The 22,983-nt window shown below is 67.5% G+C and carries 22 protein-coding genes and 1 riboswitch; of the genes, 18 read left to right on the top strand and 4 right to left on the bottom strand.

Annotated features, from left to right (window positions below; all coding sequences use genetic code 11):
• Positions 1–63: 63 nt before the first annotated feature.
• Both BXA00_RS10530 and BXA00_RS10535 read left to right on the top strand, forming a co-directional pair.
• Positions 64–879, top strand: a complete 816-nt coding sequence (locus tag BXA00_RS10530) for a GntR family transcriptional regulator (protein WP_076518449.1) — start codon at positions 64–66, stop codon at positions 877–879.
• A gap of 1 nt (position 880) precedes the next feature.
• On the top strand, positions 881–1,522 hold the full coding sequence (locus BXA00_RS10535) for a flavin reductase family protein (protein WP_076518450.1): 642 nt from the start codon (positions 881–883) through the stop codon (positions 1,520–1,522).
• A gap of 4 nt (positions 1,523–1,526) precedes the next feature.
• Here the strand turns inward: BXA00_RS10535 and BXA00_RS10540 are convergent, their stop codons facing one another.
• Positions 1,527–2,450 carry a LysR family transcriptional regulator gene (locus tag BXA00_RS10540; RefSeq protein ID WP_076518451.1) on the bottom strand — a complete coding sequence of 308 codons (924 nt, stop codon included), beginning with the start codon at positions 2,448–2,450 and terminating at the stop codon, positions 1,527–1,529.
• Between the two features lie 125 nt (positions 2,451–2,575).
• Between BXA00_RS10540 and BXA00_RS10545 the strand changes: the two genes are divergently transcribed.
• The 9 genes from BXA00_RS10545 to metF all read left to right on the top strand — a co-directional run bounded on the left by BXA00_RS10545 (position 2,576) and on the right by metF (position 11,298).
• The gene (locus BXA00_RS10545) at positions 2,576–3,556 is read left to right on the top strand and encodes a tripartite tricarboxylate transporter substrate binding protein (protein ID WP_076518452.1); all 981 of its coding nucleotides are present in this window, start codon (positions 2,576–2,578) and stop codon (positions 3,554–3,556) included.
• Positions 3,557–3,654: 98 nt separating this feature from the next.
• Complete coding sequence (gene leuC, locus BXA00_RS10550) at positions 3,655–5,076, top strand: 3-isopropylmalate dehydratase large subunit (RefSeq protein WP_076518453.1); 1,422 nt, start codon at positions 3,655–3,657, stop codon at positions 5,074–5,076.
• Positions 5,073–5,723, top strand: coding sequence for a 3-isopropylmalate dehydratase small subunit (gene leuD, locus BXA00_RS10555; protein ID WP_076518454.1), 651 nt, complete (start codon positions 5,073–5,075; stop codon positions 5,721–5,723). Before leuC ends, leuD begins: the two co-directional genes overlap by 4 nt.
• A gap of 40 nt (positions 5,724–5,763) precedes the next feature.
• Positions 5,764–6,651 carry an alpha/beta fold hydrolase gene (locus tag BXA00_RS10560; RefSeq protein ID WP_076521894.1) on the top strand — a complete coding sequence of 296 codons (888 nt, stop codon included), beginning with the start codon at positions 5,764–5,766 and terminating at the stop codon, positions 6,649–6,651.
• A gap of 88 nt (positions 6,652–6,739) precedes the next feature.
• Complete coding sequence (locus BXA00_RS10565; RefSeq protein WP_076518455.1) at positions 6,740–6,976, top strand: DUF1289 domain-containing protein; 237 nt, start codon at positions 6,740–6,742, stop codon at positions 6,974–6,976.
• A gap of 124 nt (positions 6,977–7,100) precedes the next feature.
• Positions 7,101–8,147 carry a glycosyltransferase family 1 protein gene (locus tag BXA00_RS10570; RefSeq protein ID WP_076518456.1) on the top strand — a complete coding sequence of 349 codons (1,047 nt, stop codon included), beginning with the start codon at positions 7,101–7,103 and terminating at the stop codon, positions 8,145–8,147.
• Positions 8,148–8,208: 61 nt separating this feature from the next.
• Positions 8,209–8,343: riboswitch (S-adenosyl-L-homocysteine riboswitch) on the top strand.
• Positions 8,344–8,443: 100 nt separating this feature from the next.
• Positions 8,444–9,862, top strand: coding sequence for an adenosylhomocysteinase (ahcY, locus tag BXA00_RS10575; protein ID WP_076518457.1), 1,419 nt, complete (start codon positions 8,444–8,446; stop codon positions 9,860–9,862).
• 123 nt (positions 9,863–9,985) lie between these two features.
• On the top strand, positions 9,986–10,321 hold the full coding sequence (locus tag BXA00_RS10580; protein ID WP_076521895.1) for a phage holin family protein: 336 nt from the start codon (positions 9,986–9,988) through the stop codon (positions 10,319–10,321).
• Positions 10,322–10,455: 134 nt separating this feature from the next.
• Positions 10,456–11,298 carry a methylenetetrahydrofolate reductase [NAD(P)H] gene (gene metF / locus BXA00_RS10585; RefSeq protein WP_076518458.1) on the top strand — a complete coding sequence of 281 codons (843 nt, stop codon included), beginning with the start codon at positions 10,456–10,458 and terminating at the stop codon, positions 11,296–11,298.
• Between the two features lie 93 nt (positions 11,299–11,391).
• Here metF and BXA00_RS10590 read toward each other — a convergent pair whose 3' ends face one another.
• Together BXA00_RS10590 and BXA00_RS10595 are read right to left on the bottom strand one after the other, a co-directional pair.
• Entirely contained in the window at positions 11,392–12,390 is a 999-nt protein-coding gene (locus BXA00_RS10590) for a tripartite tricarboxylate transporter substrate-binding protein (RefSeq protein ID WP_076518459.1), read from the bottom strand.
• Between the two features lie 211 nt (positions 12,391–12,601).
• Complete coding sequence (locus tag BXA00_RS10595) at positions 12,602–13,654, bottom strand: LacI family DNA-binding transcriptional regulator (protein ID WP_076518460.1); 1,053 nt, start codon at positions 13,652–13,654, stop codon at positions 12,602–12,604.
• A 226-nt stretch (positions 13,655–13,880) separates the two neighbouring features.
• Here BXA00_RS10595 and BXA00_RS10600 point away from each other — a divergent pair, with 226 nt between their 5' ends.
• From BXA00_RS10600 to BXA00_RS10630, 7 genes are all read left to right on the top strand, one after another.
• Positions 13,881–14,972 carry a Gfo/Idh/MocA family protein gene (locus tag BXA00_RS10600; protein WP_076518461.1) on the top strand — a complete coding sequence of 364 codons (1,092 nt, stop codon included), beginning with the start codon at positions 13,881–13,883 and terminating at the stop codon, positions 14,970–14,972.
• A gap of 32 nt (positions 14,973–15,004) precedes the next feature.
• Positions 15,005–15,919 carry a sugar phosphate isomerase/epimerase gene (locus BXA00_RS10605; protein ID WP_076518462.1) on the top strand — a complete coding sequence of 305 codons (915 nt, stop codon included), beginning with the start codon at positions 15,005–15,007 and terminating at the stop codon, positions 15,917–15,919.
• Positions 15,920–16,050: 131 nt separating this feature from the next.
• Positions 16,051–17,229: an aldose 1-epimerase family protein gene (locus BXA00_RS10610; RefSeq protein ID WP_076518463.1), complete on the top strand. Its 1,179-nt coding sequence runs from the start codon at positions 16,051–16,053 to the stop codon at positions 17,227–17,229.
• Entirely contained in the window at positions 17,226–17,987 is a 762-nt protein-coding gene (locus BXA00_RS10615; protein ID WP_076518464.1) for an SDR family NAD(P)-dependent oxidoreductase, read from the top strand. Before BXA00_RS10610 ends, BXA00_RS10615 begins: the two co-directional genes overlap by 4 nt.
• 32 nt (positions 17,988–18,019) lie before the next feature.
• A complete protein-coding gene (locus BXA00_RS10620) occupies positions 18,020–19,216 on the top strand; it encodes a CaiB/BaiF CoA-transferase family protein (protein ID WP_076518465.1) in 1,197 nt (398 codons plus the stop codon).
• Positions 19,213–20,361, top strand: a complete 1,149-nt coding sequence (locus BXA00_RS10625) for a hypothetical protein (RefSeq protein WP_076518466.1) — start codon at positions 19,213–19,215, stop codon at positions 20,359–20,361. The genes BXA00_RS10620 and BXA00_RS10625 overlap by 4 nt, the downstream gene beginning before the upstream one ends.
• Positions 20,362–20,371: 10 nt before the next feature.
• Positions 20,372–21,142 carry an enoyl-CoA hydratase/isomerase family protein gene (locus BXA00_RS10630; protein WP_076518467.1) on the top strand — a complete coding sequence of 257 codons (771 nt, stop codon included), beginning with the start codon at positions 20,372–20,374 and terminating at the stop codon, positions 21,140–21,142.
• A gap of 66 nt (positions 21,143–21,208) precedes the next feature.
• Here the strand turns inward: BXA00_RS10630 and BXA00_RS10635 are convergent, their stop codons facing one another.
• Positions 21,209–22,765, bottom strand: a complete 1,557-nt coding sequence (locus BXA00_RS10635; RefSeq protein WP_076518468.1) for an AMP-binding protein — start codon at positions 22,763–22,765, stop codon at positions 21,209–21,211.
• Positions 22,766–22,983: the final 218 nt, after the last annotated feature.

Here is a 22,983-nt window from a genome sequence, read left to right on the forward strand (position 1 = left end):
CCCCGCGTGAACCCAGGCCGCCGCCGTCCCGATGAACCCTTCTTTTGTTGAACCGAGTCACGCATGTCCACCCGAAGCCCCGCCAAGCCCCGCAGCCCCGGCACCGCCCGGCCCAAGACCGCCAAGCCGTCCGCGGCCCGCGCCCGCCACGACAGGGTCAACGCCCTGCTGGACGAGGGCACGCCCGCCCCGCCGTCCGAAGGCAGCCCCGACGCCGACATGGAGCGGCGCATCTGCGAAGCCGTATACGAAAGCGTGATGAGCCAGCGCCTGACGCCGGGCACCAAACTGCCCGAGGCCGCGATCTGCGAGCTGTTCGGCGTGTCGCGGTCGGTGGCGCGCAAGGCGCTGCAGCGGCTGGCGCACGAGCATGTGGTGGACCTGCACCACAATCGCGGCGCCGTCGTGGCCGAGCCCACGCCCGAGGACACGCGCCAGATCTTCCAGGCGCGCCGCGCGCTGGAGGCGGCGCTGGTGCCCCTGGCCGCGGCCCGCGCCACCAAGGCGGACTACGCGTCGCTGCGCAAGCAGCTGCGCGACGAGCACGCGCTGCTGCACCGCGCCGGCCAGCCCGCGTGGGCGCGGCAGGCCAGCGCCTTCCACGTCCGCCTGGGCGAGCTGTCCGGCAACACCATCCTGCACGGCTACCTGGCCGAGCTGGTGTCGCGCTGTTCGCTCATCGTGGCCCTGTACGAGCCGCCCGGCAATGCCGCCTGCGAGCACGGCGAACACGTGCTGATCGTGGACATGATGGAACGCGGCGACGTGGCCGAAGCCGTGCGGATCAACGACAACCACCTGGCGGACCTGGAGCGGCGCATCAGCCTTGAGCGCCCGCAGCCCGCGCAAACCCTTGCCCAGATGCTGGGACTGGCCTGACATGGAAATCGACTTCGACGCTATCACCGAATACCAGCGCTACAAGCTGATGGCCAGCCTGATCGTGCCCCGGCCGATCGCGCTGATCACCACCCTGTCCGCGACCGGCGTGGTGAACGCCGCGCCGTTCAGCATGTTCAACATGCTTGGCGAGGACCCGCCCATCGTGATGGTCAGCATCAATCGCCTGGAAGACGGCGGCCTGAAGGACACGGCGGTCAACATCGTGCGCGACAAGGAATTCGTGGTCCACCTGACCGACGAGGCCATGGCGGAAAAGATGCACCGCTGCGGCGACCGGCTGCCGTCCGATGTCAGCGAGCTGGCGCACGCCGGCCTGGACGCCGCGCCGAGCCATCGCGTGGCGCCGCCGCGCATCGTGCAGGCGCCGGTCGCGTTCGAATGCACGCTGTTCGAAACGCTGGAGACCGCCAGCCGCCAGATCTTCATCGGCCAGGTGCGCTGGCTGCATGCGCGCGACGGCCTGATCGACACCGACACCTGGCGCGTGCGGCTGCAGGACTATTTTCCGGTGGGGCGCTTCGGGGCGAGCTTCTACGTCAGGACGCGGGACCGCTACGCCATCGACGCCGGCAGCGCGCCGGCGGGCGCGGCGGCCAGCACGCCCATCGACGAAATCTGACGCCTCACCACACCGCGGCGTCGGACCCCGGCGCCCGCACGTGGCGCGAGAAGCGCCGCGACAGGAAGTCGACGAACGCCAGTGTCTTGGCGGGCAGGTTCAACCGCTCCGGATACAGCGCGTGGATATCCGCGGGCGGGGTGCGCCAATCGGCCAGCACTTCGCGCAGCCGGCCGGCGCGCAGGTGCGCCGCGGTTTCCCATTCGGACCGCATCACGATGCCGTGGCCGTCCAGCGCCCATTCCAGCGCGCTCTGCCCGTCGTTGGAGCTGACCGGCCCGCGCACCTTCACGGTTTCCGCGCGCGCGCCGGATTCCAGCCGCCAGGTGCCATAGGCCACGTCGTTCTCGCGCACGACGATGCAGCGATGGCGCTGCAGGTCGCCGGGCGTGCGCGGCTCCCCGTGGGTGTCCAGATAGCGCGGCGAGGCGCAGAGCAGGCGCCGGTTGGACGCGATCCTGCGCGCGGTCAGGCGCGCGTCCGGCAGGTCGCCGAACCGCACCGCCACGTCGAAGCCTTCTTCGATGAGGTTCAGCGGCCTGTCGGTCAGGCGCATCTGCACTTCGACGTCCGGGAACTGGCGGCAGAAGTCGGACACGGCCGGCACGATATGGGCGCGCCCGAACCCGAACGTCGCGTTCAGGCGCAGCAGGCCCTGCGGCTGGGCGCGCGCGCTGGACACCGAGCGCTCCAGCGCCTGCAGGTCGGCCAGGATGCGGACCCCTTCAGCCAGGTACAGCTCGCCTTCCTGGGTGACGCTGACGCGGCGGGTAGTGCGGTTGAGCAGGCGCACCCCCAGCCGCTGCTCCAGCTTGGCCAGCCGCGTGCTGACCGCCGGGGGCGTCAGGCCCAGTTCGCGCGCCGTGGCGGACAGGTTGCCGTGCTTGACCACCAGCGAAAAGAAGGCGAGATCCGAGAGCGCGTCCATGACTATTTATAAATTGAATTTAATAAAGCTTTATAAATCCGAAGAATTATAAGAGCCACTACGGTCTATACACTGGGCTTACCGATACAGAGCCGCACAACGCGGCCAACCGAGGAGACCAGGAAATGAAGATAGCCAGAATGGCCGGCGCATTGTGCGCGGCCCTCGCCGTATCCTGTTGGGCCCCTTCCGCCGCAGCGGCCAACGCCTTTCCCGAACGGGCGGTGACGCTGATCGTCCCCTTCGCGCCGGGCGGCAGCGTGGACATCGCCGCACGCCTCATCTCCGACGCCTGGGCGCGGGAACTGGGGCAGAGCGTGATCGTGGAAAACCGTGCCGGCGCCTCCGGCAACATCGGCATGACGGCCGTGGCGCGCGCCGAGCCCAACGGCTACACGCTGGGCATCAACACCATGTCGCTGGCCATCAACCCGGCGCTCTTCAAGACCATGCCGTTCGACACCGCGAAGGACCTGCGCTCGGTGGGCACGGTGGGCACTTCCCAGCACGTGCTGACGGTCACCAACTCGCTGCCCGTGGCCTCGGTGAGCGAGCTCCTGGCCTATGTGCGCGCCCGCCACGCCAATGACCTGAGTTTCGGCTCGGCCGGCACCGGCAGCACCTTCCACATGGCCGCGGAGCTGTTCAAGTCCGTGTCCAAGACGCAGATCATGCACGTGCCCTACAAGGGCGGCGGCCCGGCCATGCTGGACACCATCAGCGGTCAGGTGCAGATGAGCTTTCCGGTGCTGTCCGCGGCCAAGCCGCAAGTCGACGGCAAGAAGCTGCGCGCGCTGGGGGTGACCGGCACGACGCGTTCGCCGCTGCTGCCGGACGTGCCCACCATCGCCGAATCCGGCCTGCCGGGCTACGAATTCAATACCTGGTTCGTCGTCAGCGCGCCCGCCGGCACGCCGCAGGCGGTGATCGACACCTTGAACGCGAAGCTGACGCAGGCCCTGCAATCGGCCGCGCTCACGCAACGCATGCAGAAAGAGGGATATGAACCCCTCATCTCCACGCCCGCCAAGACGGACGCCATGGTCGCCGCCGAGATGGCGCGCTGGGCCGGCATCGTGAAGGATGCGGGAATCCAGGCGAACTGAGCGGCTGCCATCCGCCCATCGACGCCCATGCAGATGCAGTACCCGGAAGCCGCCCGCGCGCGCCGCGGGCGGCGCCCATACACCAAGGAAGCACAGACATGCCCGGCATGACGCTATACGACAAACTGGTGGCCAGCCATGAAGTGGCCCGGATCGACGCCGAGCACGTGTTGCTCTACGTCGACCTGCACATCATGAACGAATACACCAGCCCGCAAGCCTTCAGCGGCCTGGCCGCGCGCGGCCGCGATGTCTTGCGCCCCGGTCAGCAGATGGCGGTGGTGGACCACATCATCCCCACGCATCCGGTCCCGGCGGCGTTGCGCGTGATTGCCGACGATGCGTCATCGCGGCAGGCCCTGAACCTGAAGCGCAATTGCGACGCGCAGCGCATCGCGCTTTTCGATACCACCGATCCGCTGCAGGGCATCGAGCACGTCATCGCGCCGGAACACGGCATGATCCTGCCGGGCATGGTGGTGCTGTGCGGCGACAGCCACACCACCACCTATGGTGCGCTGGGGGCGCTGGGCTTTGGCATCGGAACAAGCGAGGTCGAGCACATCCTGGCCACGCAGACGCTGGTGTACCGCGTGGCGCGCAACATGCGGATCCGCATCGACGGGGCGCTGCCCGCCCATGTGTCGGCCAAGGACCTGGTCATCTACGTCGTGCATCGCATCGGCGCGCAGGGCGCGCGCGGGCATGCGGTGGAGTTCTGCGGCGAGGCGGTGGCCGCGCTGTCCGCCGAGGCCCGCATGACCTTGTGCAACATGACTGTCGAGGCCGGCGCGCGCGCGGCGCTGATCGCCCCGGACGCCGTCACCGACGCCTATGTGGTGGCGCACGCGCCGCAACTGCGCGGCGACGCGCTGGAAGACGCCCGCGCCTGGTGGGCCACGCTGCGCTCCGACGATGACGCGCGTTTCGACGTCGAGCACGTCTTTGACGCGGGCCGGATCGCGCCCTTCGTGACCTGGGGCACCAGTCCGGACCAGGCCATGCCGATCGACGGCGCGGTGCCCGATCCGCGCGACGAACCCGACGCGCTGGCCCGGCTGGCGCTGGAAAAGGCCATGGACTACATCGGCCTGGCCGCGGGCGCGCCGATTGCCGGGCTGCCCATCGATCGCGTGTTCATCGGTTCCTGTACCAACGGCCGCATCGAGGATCTGCGCGTGGTGGCGGCGCTGGCGCGCGGCAGGAAGGTCGCGCCCGGCGTGCGCGCCATGGTCGTGCCGGGTTCCGGCGCGGTGCGCGCGCAGGCCGAAGCCGAGGGGCTGGCGGCCGACCTGATCGCTGCGGGCTTTGAATGGCGCCAGCCCGGCTGTTCCATGTGCCTGGCCATGAACGACGACGTGCTGCGTCCCGGCGAACGCTGCGCGTCGACCACCAACCGGAATTTCGAGGGACGGCAGGGGCGGGCAGGGCGCACGCACCTGATGAGCCCGGCCATGGCCGCCGCCGCCGCGTTGGCCGGCCGCATCGTGGATGTGCGCACCTGGGGAGATGCCAAATGAACGCAATGATCGAAGGCGTCGCCGCGCCGCTGCCGTATTCCAACCTGGACACCGACCAGATCATGCCCAAGCAGTTCCTGCGCATCATCGACAAGGCGGGCCTGGACCAGGGCCTGCTGTACGACCTGCGCTTTGACGAGCATGGCGCGCCCCGGCCCGACTGCGTGCTGAACCAATCCGCCTACGCGGGCGCCTCCATCCTGGTGGCCGGTCCCAACTTCGGCTGCGGCTCCAGCCGCGAACACGCCGTGTGGGGCCTGCAGCAGTTCGGCATCCGCGCCGTGATCGCCTCCAGCTTCGGGGAGATCTTCTACTTCAATGCGCTCAACAACGGCCTCTTGCTGGTGACCCTGCCGCCCGAGGCGGTCGACGCCTTGCTCGCGCGGGTGTCCAATACGGCGGTGGCGCAGGGCAACCGGGTCGGCATCGACGTGATGGCGGGCCAGGTGCGCGCCGCGGATGGTTGGTGTACGGGCTTTGACCTGCCCGACCGGCATCGCCGCATGTTCGCCCAGGGCCAGGACATGGTGGGCGCGACGCTGCAGCACCTGTCCGACGTGGAGCGTTTCGAGGCCCGGCATTGGGCGCGCTTTCCGTGGATGAAGGACGTGGCGCGCCGGGTGCGCGACCGGCTGGACGCCGCCTGATCCCGGCAGTGCGGCGCGACGACTTCAGGAGACCATGCAGATGACCGCTTTTTTCGACCTGCCCGTGCGCCGCTTCCAGGCCAACGGCATGGACATCGCCGCCCGCATCGACGGCGCGGGGCCGCCCCTGCTGCTGCTCCACGGGCATCCGCAGACCCACGCCATCTGGCATCGGGTGTGGCCGGAGCTGACGCGGCATCGCACCTGCGTGGCCGCCGACCTGCGCGGTTATGGAGACAGCGGCAAGCCCGCCGCCAGCGCCGATCACTCCGCGCATTCCAAGCGCACGATGGCGGCGGACATGGTGGACCTGATGCGCGGGCTGGGATATGCGCGCTTCGAGGTGCTGGCGCATGACCGGGGCGCCCGGGTGGCGCATCGCCTGGCGCTCGATCATCCCGCCGCCGTGAGCCGCATGATGCTGCTGGACATCGCGCCCACGCTGGACATGTACGAGGGCACGACGCGCGCCTTCGCGCAGGCCTATTTCCATTGGTTCTGGCTGATCCAGCCCGCACCGGTCCCCGAAACGATGATCGAGCACGACCCCGTTTTCTACCTGCGGTCGGTGATGGGCGGGCGCCCCGGCGGGCTGGCGCATTTCTCCGCCGAGGCGATGGCCGAATACGAACGCGCGGCGCGCCAGCCGGGCTGGGCCACGGGCCTTTGCGAGGACTATCGCGCCTCCGCCACGATCGACCTGGAGCACGACCGGACGGGACGCGCCTTCGGCGAACGCCTGCGCATGCCGGTGCGCGTGCTGTGGGGCGAACGCGGGGCCGTGGGCCGCAACTTCGACGTGCTGGCGCTGTGGCGCGCGGTGGCCGACGAGGTGACGGGCGGTCCGCTGCCCGGGGCGCATTATCTGGCGGAGGAAACGCCTGACGCGCTGCTGGCAGACGCAGGAACGTTCTTCGGCTGGCGCTGAGGCGGCGGCCGGTGACAGGGGGGCCAAGCCTGGGCTGACGCCAGGGATATGCAAAAAGGGACGCAACCCCGGTGTTAACCTTCGGCCCATGAATCGTTACTTCGCCGATCTTTCCGAATTGCCCGACGCCGAGGACGCGCAACGCGCCTTCAAGGCCTCGGATTCCCCCTGCGTGGCCGTGTGTTCCACGCTGTTCGACGACATCTGCCGCGGCTGCGGCCGCACGGCCATGGAAGTCGCCAACTGGGTGTTCATGACGGAAGCGGAAAAGCGCGAGGTCTGGATCCGCATCAAGGCGCAGGGGTATCCGCGGCGCAACAACTGAACGCCCGGCATCGCGCATTTCCCGCCGCGCGGAAAGCGGACCTCGTCCCCGTCTTGGTCGTGTCACATGGCGCAGGCTGAATAGCGCCATCGCCCACTTCCGGGCCCACCTTCCGGGCTCCCTCATGCGCATCGTTCTGGTCACGGATGCCTGGCATCCGCAAGTCAACGGCGTCGTCCGCACCTGGACGACCATGCAGCAGATCCTCGGCGAATGGGGGCACGAGCTGATCGTGGTCAGCCCCCAGGGCAGCCGGACCATTCCCGCGCCGTCCGAGCCCGACCTGCGGCTGTGCCTGCAGCCCGGCCGCCAGCTGCGCCGCATCCTGGGCGACACCATTCCCGATGCGCTGCACATCGCGACGGAAGGCCCCTTGGGCCTGGCCGCGCGCCGGATGGCGCTGCGGCGGGGCTGGCGCTTCACCACGTCCTTCCACACCATGTTCCCGGACTACCTGCAGGCGCGCATGGGCATTCCCGCCGCGCTGCCGTGGCGCTACCTGCGCTGGTTCCACCGGCCGTCGCAATGCGTGCTGGTGCCCACGCCCACGGTCCGCGACGTCCTGGTGCGGCGCGGGCTGCAGAACCTGCGCGTCTGGTCGCGCGGGGTCGATCCGCGCAAGTTCCAGCCCGGTCCCAGCCTGGCGTTCCAGGACCTGCCGCGGCCCGTCTGGCTGAGCGTGGGCCGCGTGGCCAAGGAAAAGAACCTGGACGCCTTCCTGTCCCTGGACCTGCCGGGCAGCAAGGTGGTGGTGGGCGCGGGGCCCGACGAGGCCCGCCTGAAAAAGCGCTTCCCGGACGCGGTGTTCCTGGGCATGCAGCAGGACGGCGCTTTGCCCGGCTTTTATGCAGGGGCCGACGTGTTCGTGTTTCCCAGCCTGACCGACACCTTCGGCCTGGTCATGCTGGAGGCCATGGCCTGCGGCACGCCCGTGGCGGCCTTTCGCAGCGAGGCGCCGCTGGCGGTGGTCGAGGAGGGCGTGACGGGGTTCCTGGACAACGACCTGGGACGCGCCTGCCGGACGGCGCTGGCGCTGGACCGCGACGCCGTGCGCGCCCGGGCGCTGACGCGCAGCTGGGACTCGGTGGCGGCGGACCTGCTGGATTCACTGGTGCCGCTGACCCAGGGCGACCCGCAAGGCGCGGCGCGCGTTTGGGCTCCCACCCCCTGATACCGTCGGAAGCCCTGTTTTCGCTACCCCTGGCGCACGCCAACCTTGTACAATGCCCGGCAATCCTGAGGAGCGTTGCGACGACCCTGCGGTCCCCCATGTGGCTTTCCCATGCGGACCCCGGCTCGCCAGGCTCAGGAATCCTTGTTCAAGCGCCGCGCCCCGCGCGTCGCTACAGCAACGGCGCTCACCTTTGTCGCGTATGGCGGGAAAGGCGAGCACTCGACTGTCGTGGTGTATTCGCGTTGTCCGGCCATATCGTGCGCCGTTCGATATTCACGTGGAGCCTACACACCATGAACGCTGTGACCGATAAATCCTTCTCCGACTACCTCGTCGCCGACATGTCGCTGGCCGGCTGGGGCCGCCGCGAACTCGCCATCGCCGAAACCGAAATGCCCGGCCTGATGGCCATCCGCGAGGAATTCGCCGCGTCGCAGCCGCTCAAGGGCGCGCGCATCGCCGGCAGCCTGCACATGACCATCCAGACCGGCGTGCTGATCGAGACGCTGGTGGCGCTGGGCGCCGAAGTGCGCTGGGCCTCGTGCAACATCTTCTCCACGCAGGACCACGCCGCCGCCGCCATCGCCGCGTCCGGCACGCCGGTCTTCGCCGTCAAGGGTGAAACCCTGGAAGAGTACTGGCAGTACACCCACAAGATCTTCGAATGGCCCAATGGCCAGAACGCCAACATGATCCTCGACGACGGCGGCGACGCCACGTTGATGCTGCACCTGGGCACCAAGGCCGAAAAGGACATCTCGGTCCTGGCCAACCCGGGCAGCGAAGAAGAGCGCGTCCTGTTCGCCGCCATCAAGGAAACCCTCAAGCGCGATCCCAAGTGGTACTCGACCCGCCTGGCGCTGATCAAGGGCGTGACCGAAGAAACCACGACCGGCGTGCATCGCCTCTACCAGATGTCGCAGAAGGGCGAGCTGGCGTTTGCCGCCATCAACGTGAACGACTCGGTCACCAAGTCCAAGTTCGACAACCTGTACGGCTGCCGTGAATCGCTGGTGGACGGCATCAAGCGCGCCACCGACGTGATGGTCGCCGGCAAGATCGCCGTCGTGGCCGGCTACGGCGACGTGGGCAAGGGCTGCGCCCAGGCGCTGGTCGCGCTGCGTGCCCAGGTGTGGGTCACCGAAATCGATCCGATCTGCGCGCTGCAAGCCGCCATGGAAGGCTTCAAGGTCGTGACCATGGAAGAAGCCGCCGCCCACGGCGACATCTTCGTCACCGCCACCGGCAACTACCATGTGATCACCCGCGAGCACATGAACGCCATGAAGGACCAGGCCATCGTCTGCAACATCGGCCACTTCGACAACGAAATCGACGTCGCCAGCCTGGCCGATTGCCAGTGGGAAGAGATCAAGCCGCAGGTCGACCACGTCATCTTCCCGGACGGCAAGCGCATCATCCTGCTGGCCCAGGGCCGTCTCGTGAACCTGGGTTGCGCCACCGGCCACCCCTCGTTCGTGATGTCGTCCTCGTTCGCCAACCAGACGATCGCCCAGATCGAACTGTTCACGCGCAACGACGCCTACCAGTCCGGCCAGGTCTACGTGCTGCCCAAGCACCTGGACGAGAAGGTCGCGCGCTTGCACCTGAAGAAGCTGGGCGTGAAGCTCACGACCCTGCGCCAGGATCAGGCCGACTACATCAGCGTGCCGGTCGAAGGCCCCTACAAGCCTAACCACTACCGCTATTGATCGATGTAGCACAATAGGGAAATGCCGCGCCATGTCGGCGCGGGTTTTCCGGTCCGCGGGGCACGCCCGTCCTTGCCTGTTGGCGACGGGTCCGCGGAGCGTCAATACAGGAGTTCGAACATGGTGACACTGATACTCGTCTGGATCCTGAACGCAGTGGCCCTGCTGGCCGTTGCCTACCTGCTGCCGGGCATCACGGTGGCCAGCTTCGGGTCGGCGCTCATCGCCGCGCTGGTGCTGGGGCTGGTGAACATGCTGGTCAAGCCGGTCCTGGTGCTGCTGACGCTGCCCATCACGATTGTCACCCTGGGTCTGTTCCTCATCGTCATCAATGCCTTGTTGTTCTGGTTCGTGGGCTCCGTGCTCAAGGGCTTCCAGGTCAACGGGTTCTGGTGGGCCGTGGGCGGCGCAGTCCTGTACAGCATCATTTCCGGCCTCCTGACCAAACTCATCCCCTGATGGGACCCACCCCCGAAGCGCTTCGCGCTTCCCCCTCAAGGGGGCGTGCCTGCGGACCGGCAAAGCCGGCTCCGCGGCACCCCGAGGGGTGAGACGCCTGTTGCTTGCGGCGCGTAGCGTCATCGATTACTGATATGTCCGAATCCAACTCTCCCGCTTTCAGCCTGGAATTCTTCCCCCCGCGCGACCTGGCCGGTCAAGAGCGGCTGGTGCGCGCGGCCAAGCAGATGCTGGCCATCCAGCCCAAGTACGTCAGCGTGACGTTCGGCGCGGGCGGTTCCACGCGCGCCGGCACGGCGGACGCCGTGCGCACGCTGCGCAACCTGGGCTGCGACGCGGCGCCGCACCTGTCGTGCGTGGGCGCGTCGCGCCAGGACCTGCGCGACATCCTTCAGGCCTACAAGAACGAAGGTGTGCGGCGCGTGGTGGCGCTGCGCGGCGACCTGCCTTCGGGCATGGGCGGCGACGCCGGCGAACTGCGCTACGCCAACGAACTGGTGTCGTTCATCCGCGAGGAAACCGGCGACTGGTTCCACATCGAAGTGGCGGCCTATCCCGAGATGCATCCGCAGGCGACCAACCCTTCGGCCGACCTGACGCATTTCGTGGCCAAGGTGAAGGCCGGCGCCAACGCCGCCATCACGCAGTATTTCTTCAACGCCGACGCCTATTTCGACTTCGTCGACCGGGCGCGGGCCAAGGGCGTGGACGTGCCGATCGTGCCGGGCATCATGCCCATCACGAACCACACGCAACTGCTGCGCTTCTCGGAAATGTGCGGCGCGGAAGTGCCGCGCTGGATCCGCCTGCGCCTGGCCGAATTCGGCGACGACAAGGCGTCCATCCGCGCGTTCGGCGTGGACGTCGTGACCGAGCTGTGCCAGACGCTGCTGGACAACGGCGCGCCGGGCCTGCACTTCTACACCCTGAACCACGCCGAGGCGCCGCTGGCGATCTGGAAGGAACTGTCGGTGTAAAGGGCGGCGGCGTTCGGCGCCGCACACCGCATACCGCAAGCAGAAATGGCAAGGCCGGCGACGTCGCCGGCCTTGTTTTTTTGCGCGTGAAACTCAGTCGGCGTACACGCCCGCCTTGCGGATGACACCGCCCCATTTGTCGACTTCGGATTGGAGCCACGTCTGCAGGCCCTGCGGCGTCTGCTTGGACTCGGGCACGATCTCGGCGCCCAGCTCGGCCATCTTCTGCGTGAAGGCCGGGTCCTTGAGCGCGGCGCGCAGCGCGGCATTGAACTTGTCGATGGCCTCGGGGGGCGTGCCCTTGGGCGCATAGACGCCGTGCCACACCTTGACCTCGAAGTCCTTCAGGCCGCCTTCCCGCAGCGTGGGCACGTCGGGCAGGGCCTTGATGCGTTCCTGCGTGGTGACGCCGTAGAGCTTGACGCGCTCGGCCTTGATCTGGGGGATGGTCTGCGTGGTCTGGTCGCACAGCACGTCCACCTGTCCGCCCAGCAGGGCGGTCATGGCGGGGGCGGTGCCGGCGTAGGGCACGGTCGTGAACTGCACGCCCAGCGACTCCTGCAGCAGCATGCCGCAAAGCTGGGACACGGCGCCCAGGCCCGCGTTGGCCAGGTTGATCTTGTTGCCGTTGTCCTTGGCGTACTTGATGAAGGCCGCCATGCCGTCGGCCGGCAGGTCCTTGCGGCCCAGCAGGGTCATGGGCACGTCCGCGACCTGGCCGACATAGGCAAAATCGGTCAGCGGGTTGAACGGCAGCTTGCGGTACAGCGCAGGCGCGGTCGCCATGCCGTTGTGGTGGATCAGGAAGGTGTAGCCGTCCGGCGCGGCGCGCGCCACGTGTTGCGAAGCCAGCGTGCCGCCCGCGCCGGTGCGGTTTTCGATGACGATGCTCTGGCCCAGCGTCTTGGCCATGGACGCGCCCAGGCTGCGGGCCACGACGTCGGTCGGACCGCCGGCCGCAAACGGCACCACCAGGGAAATCGGATGATTCGGGTAGGCCCCTTGCGCGCTGGCGTTGCCAACAGCCAGGCAGGACAGGGCCAGCATGGGCCAGGCTGCGCGCTTGAACGCGCGCGCGTATCGGTGGGACATGTCTCGCTCCTTGTGGTCTTTTCGGCCCGCGATGCCGCGCAGGGCGGGCAGGCATCAGCAGTGTGGCGCGAGACGGGCGAGGAGGGGAATTCGCGGTTTCGCAAGCCGGGCTTCGGCGCGCGGAAAGGCGGGTTTACGCGGACTTGCCCACAGAAGCGCTACAAATCGTGCATGTAGGGCCCGGGCTGGGTCCTTGCCCGGTCCTCGGCCATCACGGCTCGGGAATGTTTTCCCGGAAGATCACCTGCAGCCGCGGCAGGTAGCTGGGTTCGGGCGCGCCCTTCACGGCGGCCACCAGCAGTTTGACGATCTCGCGCGCCTCGACGCGCGGGTTCTGGTCGATCACGGCGTCCATGGTGCGATCGAGCAGCAGGCGGCGCGTGGCTTCGGTGAGGTCGTGGCCCACGAAGACAATGCGTGGGGCGAAGGCGCCCTGACTTGAGCGCGCCTCGGCCGGCCGCGCCTCAGCCGGCCGCGCCTCTTTCAGCGCCCGCGCGATGCCCTGATTGCCGGCGCCGATGTTGTAGATCGCGTGCGGAGGATCTTTGCGCAGCAGATCCTGGGTGACGGCAAAGGCGCGGTCGCGGTCGTCGCCGATCTCCAGGATGTGGGCGATGCGCAGGTGCGGAAACTCTTCGCTCAGCAGCGAGCGAAAACCCATCTCCCGCTCTTCGTGGCCGCGATAGGCCAATGACCCCACGAACACCGCGACCTTGCGTTCGGTGTGCTGCGGCAGAAACCGGCCCAGCAACAGCGCGGCCAGGCGGCCCGCGGCGCGGTTGTCGATGCCCACGTACCCCAGGCGCGCCGAAATCGGAATGTCCGACACCAGGGTGCTCACATGCACGCCGCTGTCGCGCAGCGCCATGATGGCGTCGCGCACTTGGGGATGGTCCAGCCCGACCAGGCCAACGGCCTGCGTCTGCTCGCGCAGCTCATAGAGCTTTTTCGCGAGCTTATTGGCGTCGAATCCCTCGATCAGATGCAGGCGGGCCTGCACGTCTGGGCGGGCGGCGGCTTCTTCGAGCAGGTGCCGGCCCAACGCGGTCATGAAGCTGTTGGTGCCGGCGGGCAAAACGAAATCGACCCGCACGTCCTGCCGGGTGGCATCGGCGCCCTGGACGAAGTAGCCCAGGCGGTTGGCAATCGCCAGCACGCGGTCGCGCGTCTTGCCGCGCACGCCGTCGCGGTCGTTCAGCACCCGGTCCACGGTGGCGGTGGACATGCCGGCTTCTCGGGCAATGAGGGAAATGGTGGGGCGCATGCGGGAACAGGCTCGCAAGACACCATCAGGGCGATGGCAGCGCGGCCATCATAAACCATCATTTGCAATCATTCAGGATCAAAAAGGTAACGCCGCCGTCCTATGACCGCCAATCGCCTTTACCCCTGATTGTTTTGATGTGATTATCGCGGCTCAATTACATCAAACACCGCACGGCAGGATGCCAGGCAGTCGACAGTGCATACCGAGCCGGCAGGAGGAGCACATGTCGCACCCTACCCTGGTGCCCGACCCACCCGTCCGGGAACGGCGCTTTCGCATCGGCTGCATCGGCGCCGGCATGATCATGGCCGAGTGCCATCTGGCGGCTTACCAGCAGGCCGGCTTCACGGTGGCGGCGATTGCGTCGCGCACCCGCGGCAAGGCGGCCCAGGTCGCCGAACGCTACGGCATCCCGCGTGTGCATGACGATCCTCTGGCCCTGATCGCCGATCCGCAGATCGAGATCGTGGACATCGCGTATCCGCCCGACCAGCAGCCCGCGCTGATTCGCGCCGCATTGGCCGCCCCGCATGTGCGCGGCGTGCTGGCGCAGAAGCCCCTGGCCCTCTCGCTGGATGAAGCCCGCGCCTTGCGCGACGAGGCGCGGGCCGCCGGCAAGATCCTGTCGGTCAACCAGAACATGCGCTACGACCAATCGATGCGCGCGCTCAAGCAGCTGCTCGACCAGGGCGTGCTGGGCACGCCGGTGTTCGCGCAGATCGACATGCACGCGATCCCGCACTGGCAGGACTTCTTGCGCGGCTATGACCGGCTGACGCTCTCGAACATGAGCGTGCATCACCTCGATGTCCTGCGCTATCTGTTTGGCGAGCCCACCGAGATCACCAGCATCACCCGCCCGGATCCGCGCACCGAGTTCGCGCATCAGGATGGGCTGGTGACGACCACGCTGCGCTTTGGCAACGGCCTGCTCGCGCTGTCGCTCGAAGATGTGTGGTCGGGCCCGCGGGCCGAGGGATACCCCGACGACCAGCACATCCGCTGGCGCGTGGAAGGCACCGAGGGCGTCGCGCGCGGCACCATCGGCTGGCCCACCGGCGAGCCGTCGACCCTGAGCTACGCCTCGCGCGCGGCCCAGGGCCATACCGACGGGCGCTGGGTGACGCCCACGTGGGACACGATGTGGTTTCCGCATGCCTTCATCGGCGTGATGGAGCAGTTGCAGTACGCGCTGGCCAGCGGCACCGAGCCTGCGTTGAGCGTGACCGACAACGTACGCACGATGGCGCTGGTCGAGGCCGCGTATACGTCCATCGCCGAAGGCCGCACGGTACGGCTGCCGGCAGTCGAATAACCAGATCGATAAAACAGACGGAGACAACCATCATGATCCAGACCGGAATCTTCTCGGGCTACTTTCCCTATGAGCTGGAGCGCACGGCCAAGGTGATTCGCTCGCACGGCTTTAACACCGTGCAGCTGGACCTGCATTTCAAGGACATGGAGCTTGGCCCGGGGCAGCTGACCGCGCAGAAATGCACGCAGATCCGCGACACCTTCCGCAATTACGACCTGCCGGTCTCCTGCATCTCGGCCTATACCAACATCGTGCATCCCGACCCCGCCGAGCGCCAACGCCGCAACGGTTACCTCAAAGAGATCCTCACCCACGCGCGCCAGTTGGGGTCGCCCTACGTGATCTCGGAAACCGGCACGTTCGCCACCGACAGCGACTGGGTGCATCACCCCAGGAACAAGACCGAGGAAGGCTGGGACCAGTGCCGCGCGGTGATCGCCGAGCTGTCGCAACATGCCTATGACCATGGCGCGGTGTTCCTGCTTGAGACCTACGTGAACAACGTGGTGGGATCGGTCGAGGAAACGCTGCGCATGTTCGCCGAAGTGGATCACCCGGGCCTGGGCCTCCTGATGGATCCGACGAACTACTTCGAAGCGCACAACATCGACCAGATGGACCGCACGCTCAACCAAGTGTTCGACGCGCTCTCCGACAAGATCTGCATCGCGCATGCCAAGGACGTGAAACGTTCGGGCGATGACAAGTCCGAAAAGCACAGCGACATCGGTGACGAGGGCGCGGCCGAAAGCCATACCTTCCGCGGGGTGGGCGAGATCGAGTTGCCGGCGCCGGGCCTGGGCGCGCTCAATTACGACCTGTATCTGCAGCGCCTGGCAAAGAAGCACCCCAACATTCCCATCATCATCGAACACCTGACCGAAGACGACGTGCCGCGCGCCAAGCGGTTCCTCGACGAGCGGCTGCGCGCGAACGGCCTGTAGGCCGGCGCCGCACGCGATTGCACGCGCACCGCGAAGCCGTCATCGAACACGGCCCGCGGCGCGCCTCTCGAACACGATTCTGAACACCGACACCGGCGGACGCGCGCCCGCGCCTGCGCCAGGGAGAACTCATGCCTGACATTTACGGGACCTGGATGACGCGCCGCGACGTAGAGGCGCGCACCGGACAGCTTGCGCAGTTTGCCGGCGTACGCCTGATGACGCTGGACGACGGGCTGGAGCGCGGTATCCGCATGCTGGAGTTCCGCAGCGGCACGGGCCTGCGCTTCACGGTGCTGGTGGATCGCGCGATGGACATCGCCGACTGCGAATACCGCGGCTACGCCCTGGGATGGCAATCGCCGTCGGGCTTTCGCCATCCCGGACTGCATGACTACGAAGGCGAGGGCGGACTGGGCTGGATGCGATCGTTTTCGGGCCTCATGATCACCTGCGGGCTGGACCACATTCTGTTCATGTACGACGCGCCGGCCGACAACTATGTGTACGGCCCGCGCAAGACGGCCAGGCAGTCCATCCATGGCCGCGTCGGCACCATTCCCGCGCGGCTGACCGGCTACGGCGAACGCTGGGATGGCGATCGCTGCGTGCTGTGGGCCGAAGGCGTGGTGAGCCAGGGCACCGTGTTCGGCGAGCATCTGGAACTGCACCGCCGCATCGAGATCGAGGTGGGCAGCAACGACATCAAGCTGTCGGATCGCGTCGTGAATCGGGGCTTTTACCGCACGCCGCATATGCTCTGCTATCACATCAACCTGGGCTATCCGGTGCTGGACGCCGGCTCGCGCTATCTGGCGCCGATCCGCGACGTGGTGTGGGCCGCGCACGAGCAGGACTACCGCAAGCAGGGCGTGGGCTACCGCCGCATGCCGGCGCCGCAGCTGGGCTTTCATGAGCAGGTGTGGCAGCACGAGATGGCGGCCGCGGCCGACGGCAGCGTGCCGGTCGCCCTGGTGAACGATGCGCTGGGTCTGGGCATGCAGGTCAGCACCTACAAGCATCAATTCCCCTGCCAGTACCAATGGCAGAACCTGCAATCGGGCCAGTATGCGATGGGCATCGAGCCCTCCACCAACCACGTGCTGGGCCAGGGCGCGGCGCGCGAGCGCAACGAGCTCATCTGGCTCGAGCACGGCGACGAGCGCCGCTACGACACTACGTTCAGCGTGCTGGGCTCGGCCGGCGACATCGCGGCCTGCGAGGCACGCATCCGCGCGATCGCGGTGCAGCCCGAGACCGACTATCCGCCGTTGTCGGGGCGTTTTGCGCCCATCGCGGGGCGCCCATGAGCGCGCGCTTTTCATTACAAGGCCGCCGCGTGCTGTACACGGGCGCGGCGGGCGGTTTTGGCGTGGACACCACGCTTGCGCTGCTGGACGCGGGCGCAAGCGTGATCGCGCTCGACAACCACGCCGGGCATATCGACCGCCTGCGCAGCACCGTGCCGGCGCAGTTTGCCGGCCAGCTTCAGATCCTGCAGGCCGACCTCGCCGACGCCGGCGCGCTGCAATCGCACCTTGAGCGGCTGACCGCCGAGGGCGCGATCGACGTGGTCATCAACAACGCGGCGATCTATCCCTCGCGCCCGTTCGAGGAATACAGCGATGCCGAGCTGGCGCGCGTGCACCGCGTCAACGTGGAGGCGGCGGTGCAGATCGTGCGCGCGGCGCTGCCGGGCATGCGCGCGCAGCAATGGGGCCGCGTGATCAACATCTCGTCGATCACGCTGTCGGGCGGATGGGAAAACCTGCTGCCCTACGTGCAGTCCAAGGGCGCGATGGTGGGCGCCACGCGCGCCTTCGCGCGCGAGTTCGGCAAGTGGGGAATCACGGTCAACGCCATCTCGCCGGGCGCGTTCCCGACCGACGCCGAGAAGATCCATCCCGATCCCGAGGGCTACAACCGCATGGTGCTCGAACGCCAGTCGGTTAAGCGCCGCGGGCACGCCGGCGACATCGCCGCGGCCATCTTGTTCCTGGCCTCGGACGAGGCGGGTTTCATTTCCGGACAGACGCTGGCGGTGGACGGCGGCTGGGTCATGCATTGAGGCGCATCGGCGCCACGCAGAGGGTAGAAGCAATGAGCATTCTTTCTGGCTACAAGGTTCTGGACTGCTCCATCGCCATGGCGGGGCCGTTCGCGGCGCAACGCCTGGGCGACCTGGGCGCCGACGTGATCAAGATCGAACCGCCCACCGGCGAATGGCAGCGGCACGCGCCCGCCGGCGGCATCACGGGCAACAAGATCAACGTGTCCTTTCTCTCGTTGAACCGCAACAAGCGTTCGCTCGCGATCGACCTGAAGAGCGCCGGCGGCAAGGAGATCATCCAGAAGCTCGCGGCGCAGGCCGATGTGTTCATCCAGAACTACCGGCCCGGTGTCGCCGGCCGCCTGGGCGTGAACTACGAGACCCTGTCGGCCTTGAACCCGCGCCTCATCTATGTGTCCATGTCGGGCTTCGGCGAAGACGGCCCCTATGCCACGCGCCCGGGTCAGGACCTGCTGTTGCAGGCGATGTCGGGCGCGATGCTGTCGTCGGGCCGGGCCGGCGAAGCGCCCCGCGCGGCGGGCCAGTATGTGGTCGACGCCGTCACCGCGTATTGCGCCTTCGAAGGCGTGCTGGCCGCGCTGCTGCACCGCGAGCGCACCGGCGAAGGCCAGAAGGTCGAGGTCAACATGCTGGATGCGATCACCACGATCCAGATGCAGGAGCTCTCGGTGTATACCGTGGGGCACAAGCCGCAGGTGCGCAGTGCCGAGCCGCATGCCCACGTGTACATCCGTGCCCCCTATGGCACCTTCGCGACGAGCGACGGCTATCTGGCGCTGGCCATGCCCGACATGAACGTGCTGGCGCGCGTGACCGAAGAGCCGCGGCTGGCCGAGTACGCCGGCGAGCGCGACGGTTGGGAAAAGCGCGACGAGATCTACGCGCTCGTGCGCGACACGTTGGCAAAGGCCTCGACCGCCGACTGGTTCGCCAAACTGGATGCCGCCGGCATCTGGTGCAGCCCCGTGTATGGCTACGCCGATTTGGTCGACGATCCGCAGATCGCGCACAACGGCACGTTTGTCGAATACGACCATCCGACCGAAGGCCGCATCAAGACGCCGGGCTTTCCGATCCGCTTTTCCAAGACCCCCAGCCAGGTGGTGCGCGGCGCGCCGCTCACCGGTCAGCATACCGACGAAGTGCTGCGCGATTTTGGCTTCAGCGCCGACGAGATCGCCGCGCATGCGGCCTCGGGCGCGGTGCTGCGCGGGGCCTCGGAATGAGCGAACGCGCGTTGCCGTATCGCGGCCTTACCTGGGATCATCCGCGCGGCTTCAACGCCCTGCACGCGGCCACCGCCCACACGCCGCTGGTGCACTGGGACAAGCAATCGCTCGAGGGCTTCGAGTCGGCGCCCATTGCCGAACTCTGCGCCCGCTATGACCTGGTGGTGCTGGATCACCCCCATCTGGGCGAAGCCCTGGCGCACGATTGCCTGCAGGCGCTGGACACCGTGTTCGCGCCCGACGAGCTGGCGCGGATCGCACGGGACAGCATCGGGCTGTCTTACGACAGCTATCGCATGGCCGGTCGCCCATGGGCGCTGCCGCTGGACGCGGCCACGCAGGTGATGGCCACGCGCGCGGATCGGTTGAACGGTCCCGCGCCGCGCACCTGGCACGAGGTGCTGGCGCTGTCGCAACGCAGCGGCTCGGTCGCGCTCAGTTGGGGCGGGCCGCATCCGCTTCTGTCGCTGCTGTCGATTGCCGCCGCCATCGCGCCCGATACCGACCTGCGGCCGCATGGCGCCTGGCACGACGAGGCGACGCTCGCCGACGCGTGCGACGTGCTTGCCGAGCTTGCGCGGCGCACGCCCGCGCAAGCCCTGGCCTACAACCCGATCGCGCTGCTTGGCCACATGAGCTCGCGCGACGACATCACGCTCTGCCCGCTGGTCTATGGTTACGTGAACTACGCCACGTCCGCAGTCGCCAAGCCGCTTACGTTCCGCGACGCGCCGCAGGCCGATGCCGGCCGGCCGGGTTCGATCCTCGGCGGTACGGGCATTGCGATATCGCGGCGCTGCACCGTGGGGCCGGAGCTGCGCGCGCATCTATTGTGGTTGCTGGCCGCCGATACCCAACGCCGCTTCATTCCGCAGCACGAAGGACAGCCCAGCCATCGCGGCAGCTGGGCCGATGCGGACGTGAATGCGGCAAGCGGCAACTTCTATGCCAACACGGCCCGCACGCTCGAAGCCGCCTCGATCCGGCCGCGGCACGACGGCTACATCGCCTTCCAGACCGAGGCCTCGCAGTTCCTGCGCGAGGGCGTCGCCGCGCGCGCTTCCTCCCACGCATTGGCGCGCGGCCTGACCCAGCGCTTCCGGGCCAGCCTGGCCACCGCTCCCCAGCACACCACCGCATAAGGACTTCGTCGTGAGCGCACTCGTCAATCTCAGTATCGATGGCCATGTCGCCATCATCGAACTCAATCGTCCCGAGAAGCTGAACGCGATGACGCCCGAGATGGCCGACCTGCTGATCGCGGCGGTAGAGCAATGCAATACCGACCCGCAGGTGCGCGCGGTGATCCTGACCGGCGCGGGCCCCAAGGCCTTCTGCGCCGGCTCGGACATCACCGAGCTCGACCGCTACGCCACGCCCTGGGATTTCCGCAACCGGCTCGACTACTGCGACTGCGTGCGCATGTTGAAGAAGCCCACGGTGGCGGCGATCAACGGCTATACCTTCGGCGGCGGCCTGGAGATGGCATTGGCCTGCGATATCCGCATCGCCGCCGACAACGCGCGCCTGGGCGCGCCCGAGATCAAGCTGGGCTGGATCGGGGGCGGCGGCATGACGGCGCAGCTCGTCCATGCGGTCGGCCCGAGCAACGCCGCGATGATGGTGATGACCGGCGATCCCATCCGCGCCGAGCAGGCGCTGGCCTGGGGCCTGGTGAGCGAGGTGGTGCCGCAGGAACAGTTGCGCGAGCGCGCGCAGGCGCTTGCCGCCACCATCGCCTCGCGCGCGCCGATCGCGGCCGAGACGGCACGCGTCAATCTGCGCGCCGCGCTGTCGATGCCGCTGGAGAAGGCCGTGGAATACGAGCGCGATCTGCAGGCGATCTGCTTCGCCACGGCCGACGCCAAGGAAGGCCGCAAGGCATTCGAAGAAAAGCGCGCGCCGAAGTTCGAGCGGCGCTGATGCGTGGGGCGCGGCCCCGCGCCGCCCCTGACGCGCGCCCGTTCGGGTCGGATGCCGGGCTGGCGATCACCCAACCTTGCGTTCCTCATCAGCCCAGAATGCATCCCGCATCTGCTTTCTGGCGACCTTGCCGTTGGCGTTTTTCGGCAGTTCGGCCAGCAGTTCGACGCTCCGTGGCTTTTTGAAGTCGGCCAGCTGCTTGCGGCAATGCTCGATGAGGTCGGCCGGGGTGGCCGTTTCGCCCGGCTTGAGGACGATCATCGCCTTGACGGATTCGCCCCACAGTTTGTCGGGCACGCCGAACACGCAGGCTTCGTAAACGGCGGGGTGCTGGTAGAGCGCCTGTTCGACTTCGGTCGGGTAGATGTTGAAGCCGCCCGAGATGATCATGTCCTTCTTCCGGTCGACGATGTACATGAAGCCTTCGTCGTCGGTGCGCGCCAGGTCGCCCGTATGCAGCCAGCCGTCGCGCAGCGCCTGCGCCGACAGTTCCGGCGCTTGCCAATAGCCTGCAAACACGTCCGGACCGCTGACGGTAATTTCGCCAATTTCACCGGGCGCCACTTCCTGGCCATTTTCATCGACCAGCCGGACTTCGCTTTCGCCGAAAGGCCGGCCGCAAGACAAGAGGCGCTCCGGATGTCCCGCCATCGCGTCGGCGTGGTCCAACGCGCTTAGCAGAACCAGGCCGCCCGTCGTCTCGCCGGCGCCGTAGCCCTGGCTGAGCTTGGGTCCCAACGCTTCCCAGGCCTCGCGGATGCGTGCGGGAGCCATGGGCGCGCCGCCATAGGAGATCTGCCGCAGCGCAGACAGATCATGGCGATGCAGGTTCGGATGCGCGATCAGCATGTTGACCATCGTGGGCACCATGAAGCTGAAGGCCGCGCGGTGGCGGGCGGCTGACGCAAGAAAGGCCTCGGGCTCGAAACGGTCGTGCAGCAGGATCGTGCCGCCCTGAAACAGGAACGGTTGCATGAACATGCCGCTGGCGTGCGTGATCGGCCCGGCCAGCGCCAGGACTTCGCCCGGATTCGCGCGCATGCGGCCCATGACGACCTTGCGCAGCGACGCCAAGCGGTTGCCGACCGTCTGCATGGCAGCCTTCAGCTTGCCGGTTGAACCCGACGTGAAATGCAGAACCGCCAGGTCTTGCGGCTGCATGGGCACATCGGGGTTGCGGTCGGCGGCAGCCTCCAGCAGGCGTTCGTAGGACCGCCATTCGCCTGCGTCCCGGCTTCCGGTCACCACGTGGTGGCGAACGGTTTCGAAGGCGTTGCGGTGCGATTCGGCCTCCTCCAGATGCGCCGGATCCACGATAAACACAGAGGCCTGCGCGTTGTTGACCGAGTCCACCATCTCCTGCGGAGACAAGCGGGCGTTCAAGGCCACCTTGACCAGTCCCGCCTTGTACAGGGCGCATTCCAGTTCGATGATTTCAGGGCAGTTCCAGGCCTGGATGGCGACGCGGTCGCCTTTGGTCAGGCCCAGCCCGAGCAGCGCGTTGGCCAGCCGGTTGGATTGGGTTTCCAACTGACCGAAGCTTATGGTGCGGTCGCCAAAAATGATGGCGGGACGGTCGCGCCAGTAGCGCGCATTGCGGGTGGTGTATCGGCCTTGGTTCATGACGGCTCCGTTTCGAATTTGGCTTGCCGCTATGCTGCGCGGCGCGGAGCACGGCCGCATAACCGGGACGCAAAACCTCATGCCGCTGCGTTATCGCGTCGGCGCGATTCCTGTACGTTATGAAGATCACCGGGTGTGGCATGACGCGGCGTATGGCGCTGGGTTACCTCTATGCCAAAGGGGAGGCGACGGTCCGACCCCGACAAGAAACAGGAGAC

The organism is Achromobacter sp. MFA1 R4, assembly GCF_900156745.1.
In the GTDB taxonomy this organism is placed as follows: domain Bacteria; phylum Pseudomonadota; class Gammaproteobacteria; order Burkholderiales; family Burkholderiaceae_B; genus Achromobacter.

Coding starts and splice junctions, on each gene's coding strand:
- BXA00_RS10535 (WP_076518450.1), top strand. CDS start 881: ATGGAAATCGACTTCGACGCTATCACCGAATACCAGCGCTACAAGCTG.
- BXA00_RS10540 (WP_076518451.1), bottom strand. CDS start 2,450: ATGGACGCGCTCTCGGATCTCGCCTTCTTTTCGCTGGTGGTCAAGCAC.
- BXA00_RS10590 (WP_076518459.1), bottom strand. CDS start 12,390: ATGTCCCACCGATACGCGCGCGCGTTCAAGCGCGCAGCCTGGCCCATG.
- leuD (WP_076518454.1), top strand. CDS start 5,073: ATGAACGCAATGATCGAAGGCGTCGCCGCGCCGCTGCCGTATTCCAAC.
- BXA00_RS10560 (WP_076521894.1), top strand. CDS start 5,764: ATGACCGCTTTTTTCGACCTGCCCGTGCGCCGCTTCCAGGCCAACGGC.
- BXA00_RS10530 (WP_076518449.1), top strand. CDS start 64: ATGTCCACCCGAAGCCCCGCCAAGCCCCGCAGCCCCGGCACCGCCCGG.
- BXA00_RS10620 (WP_076518465.1), top strand. CDS start 18,020: ATGAGCATTCTTTCTGGCTACAAGGTTCTGGACTGCTCCATCGCCATG.
- BXA00_RS10600 (WP_076518461.1), top strand. CDS start 13,881: ATGTCGCACCCTACCCTGGTGCCCGACCCACCCGTCCGGGAACGGCGC.
- BXA00_RS10545 (WP_076518452.1), top strand. CDS start 2,576: ATGAAGATAGCCAGAATGGCCGGCGCATTGTGCGCGGCCCTCGCCGTA.
- leuC (WP_076518453.1), top strand. CDS start 3,655: ATGCCCGGCATGACGCTATACGACAAACTGGTGGCCAGCCATGAAGTG.
- BXA00_RS10595 (WP_076518460.1), bottom strand. CDS start 13,654: ATGCGCCCCACCATTTCCCTCATTGCCCGAGAAGCCGGCATGTCCACC.
- metF (WP_076518458.1), top strand. CDS start 10,456: ATGTCCGAATCCAACTCTCCCGCTTTCAGCCTGGAATTCTTCCCCCCG.
- BXA00_RS10625 (WP_076518466.1), top strand. CDS start 19,213: ATGAGCGAACGCGCGTTGCCGTATCGCGGCCTTACCTGGGATCATCCG.
- BXA00_RS10635 (WP_076518468.1), bottom strand. CDS start 22,765: ATGAACCAAGGCCGATACACCACCCGCAATGCGCGCTACTGGCGCGAC.
- BXA00_RS10570 (WP_076518456.1), top strand. CDS start 7,101: ATGCGCATCGTTCTGGTCACGGATGCCTGGCATCCGCAAGTCAACGGC.
- BXA00_RS10610 (WP_076518463.1), top strand. CDS start 16,051: ATGCCTGACATTTACGGGACCTGGATGACGCGCCGCGACGTAGAGGCG.
- BXA00_RS10565 (WP_076518455.1), top strand. CDS start 6,740: ATGAATCGTTACTTCGCCGATCTTTCCGAATTGCCCGACGCCGAGGAC.
- ahcY (WP_076518457.1), top strand. CDS start 8,444: ATGAACGCTGTGACCGATAAATCCTTCTCCGACTACCTCGTCGCCGAC.
- BXA00_RS10615 (WP_076518464.1), top strand. CDS start 17,226: ATGAGCGCGCGCTTTTCATTACAAGGCCGCCGCGTGCTGTACACGGGC.
- BXA00_RS10605 (WP_076518462.1), top strand. CDS start 15,005: ATGATCCAGACCGGAATCTTCTCGGGCTACTTTCCCTATGAGCTGGAG.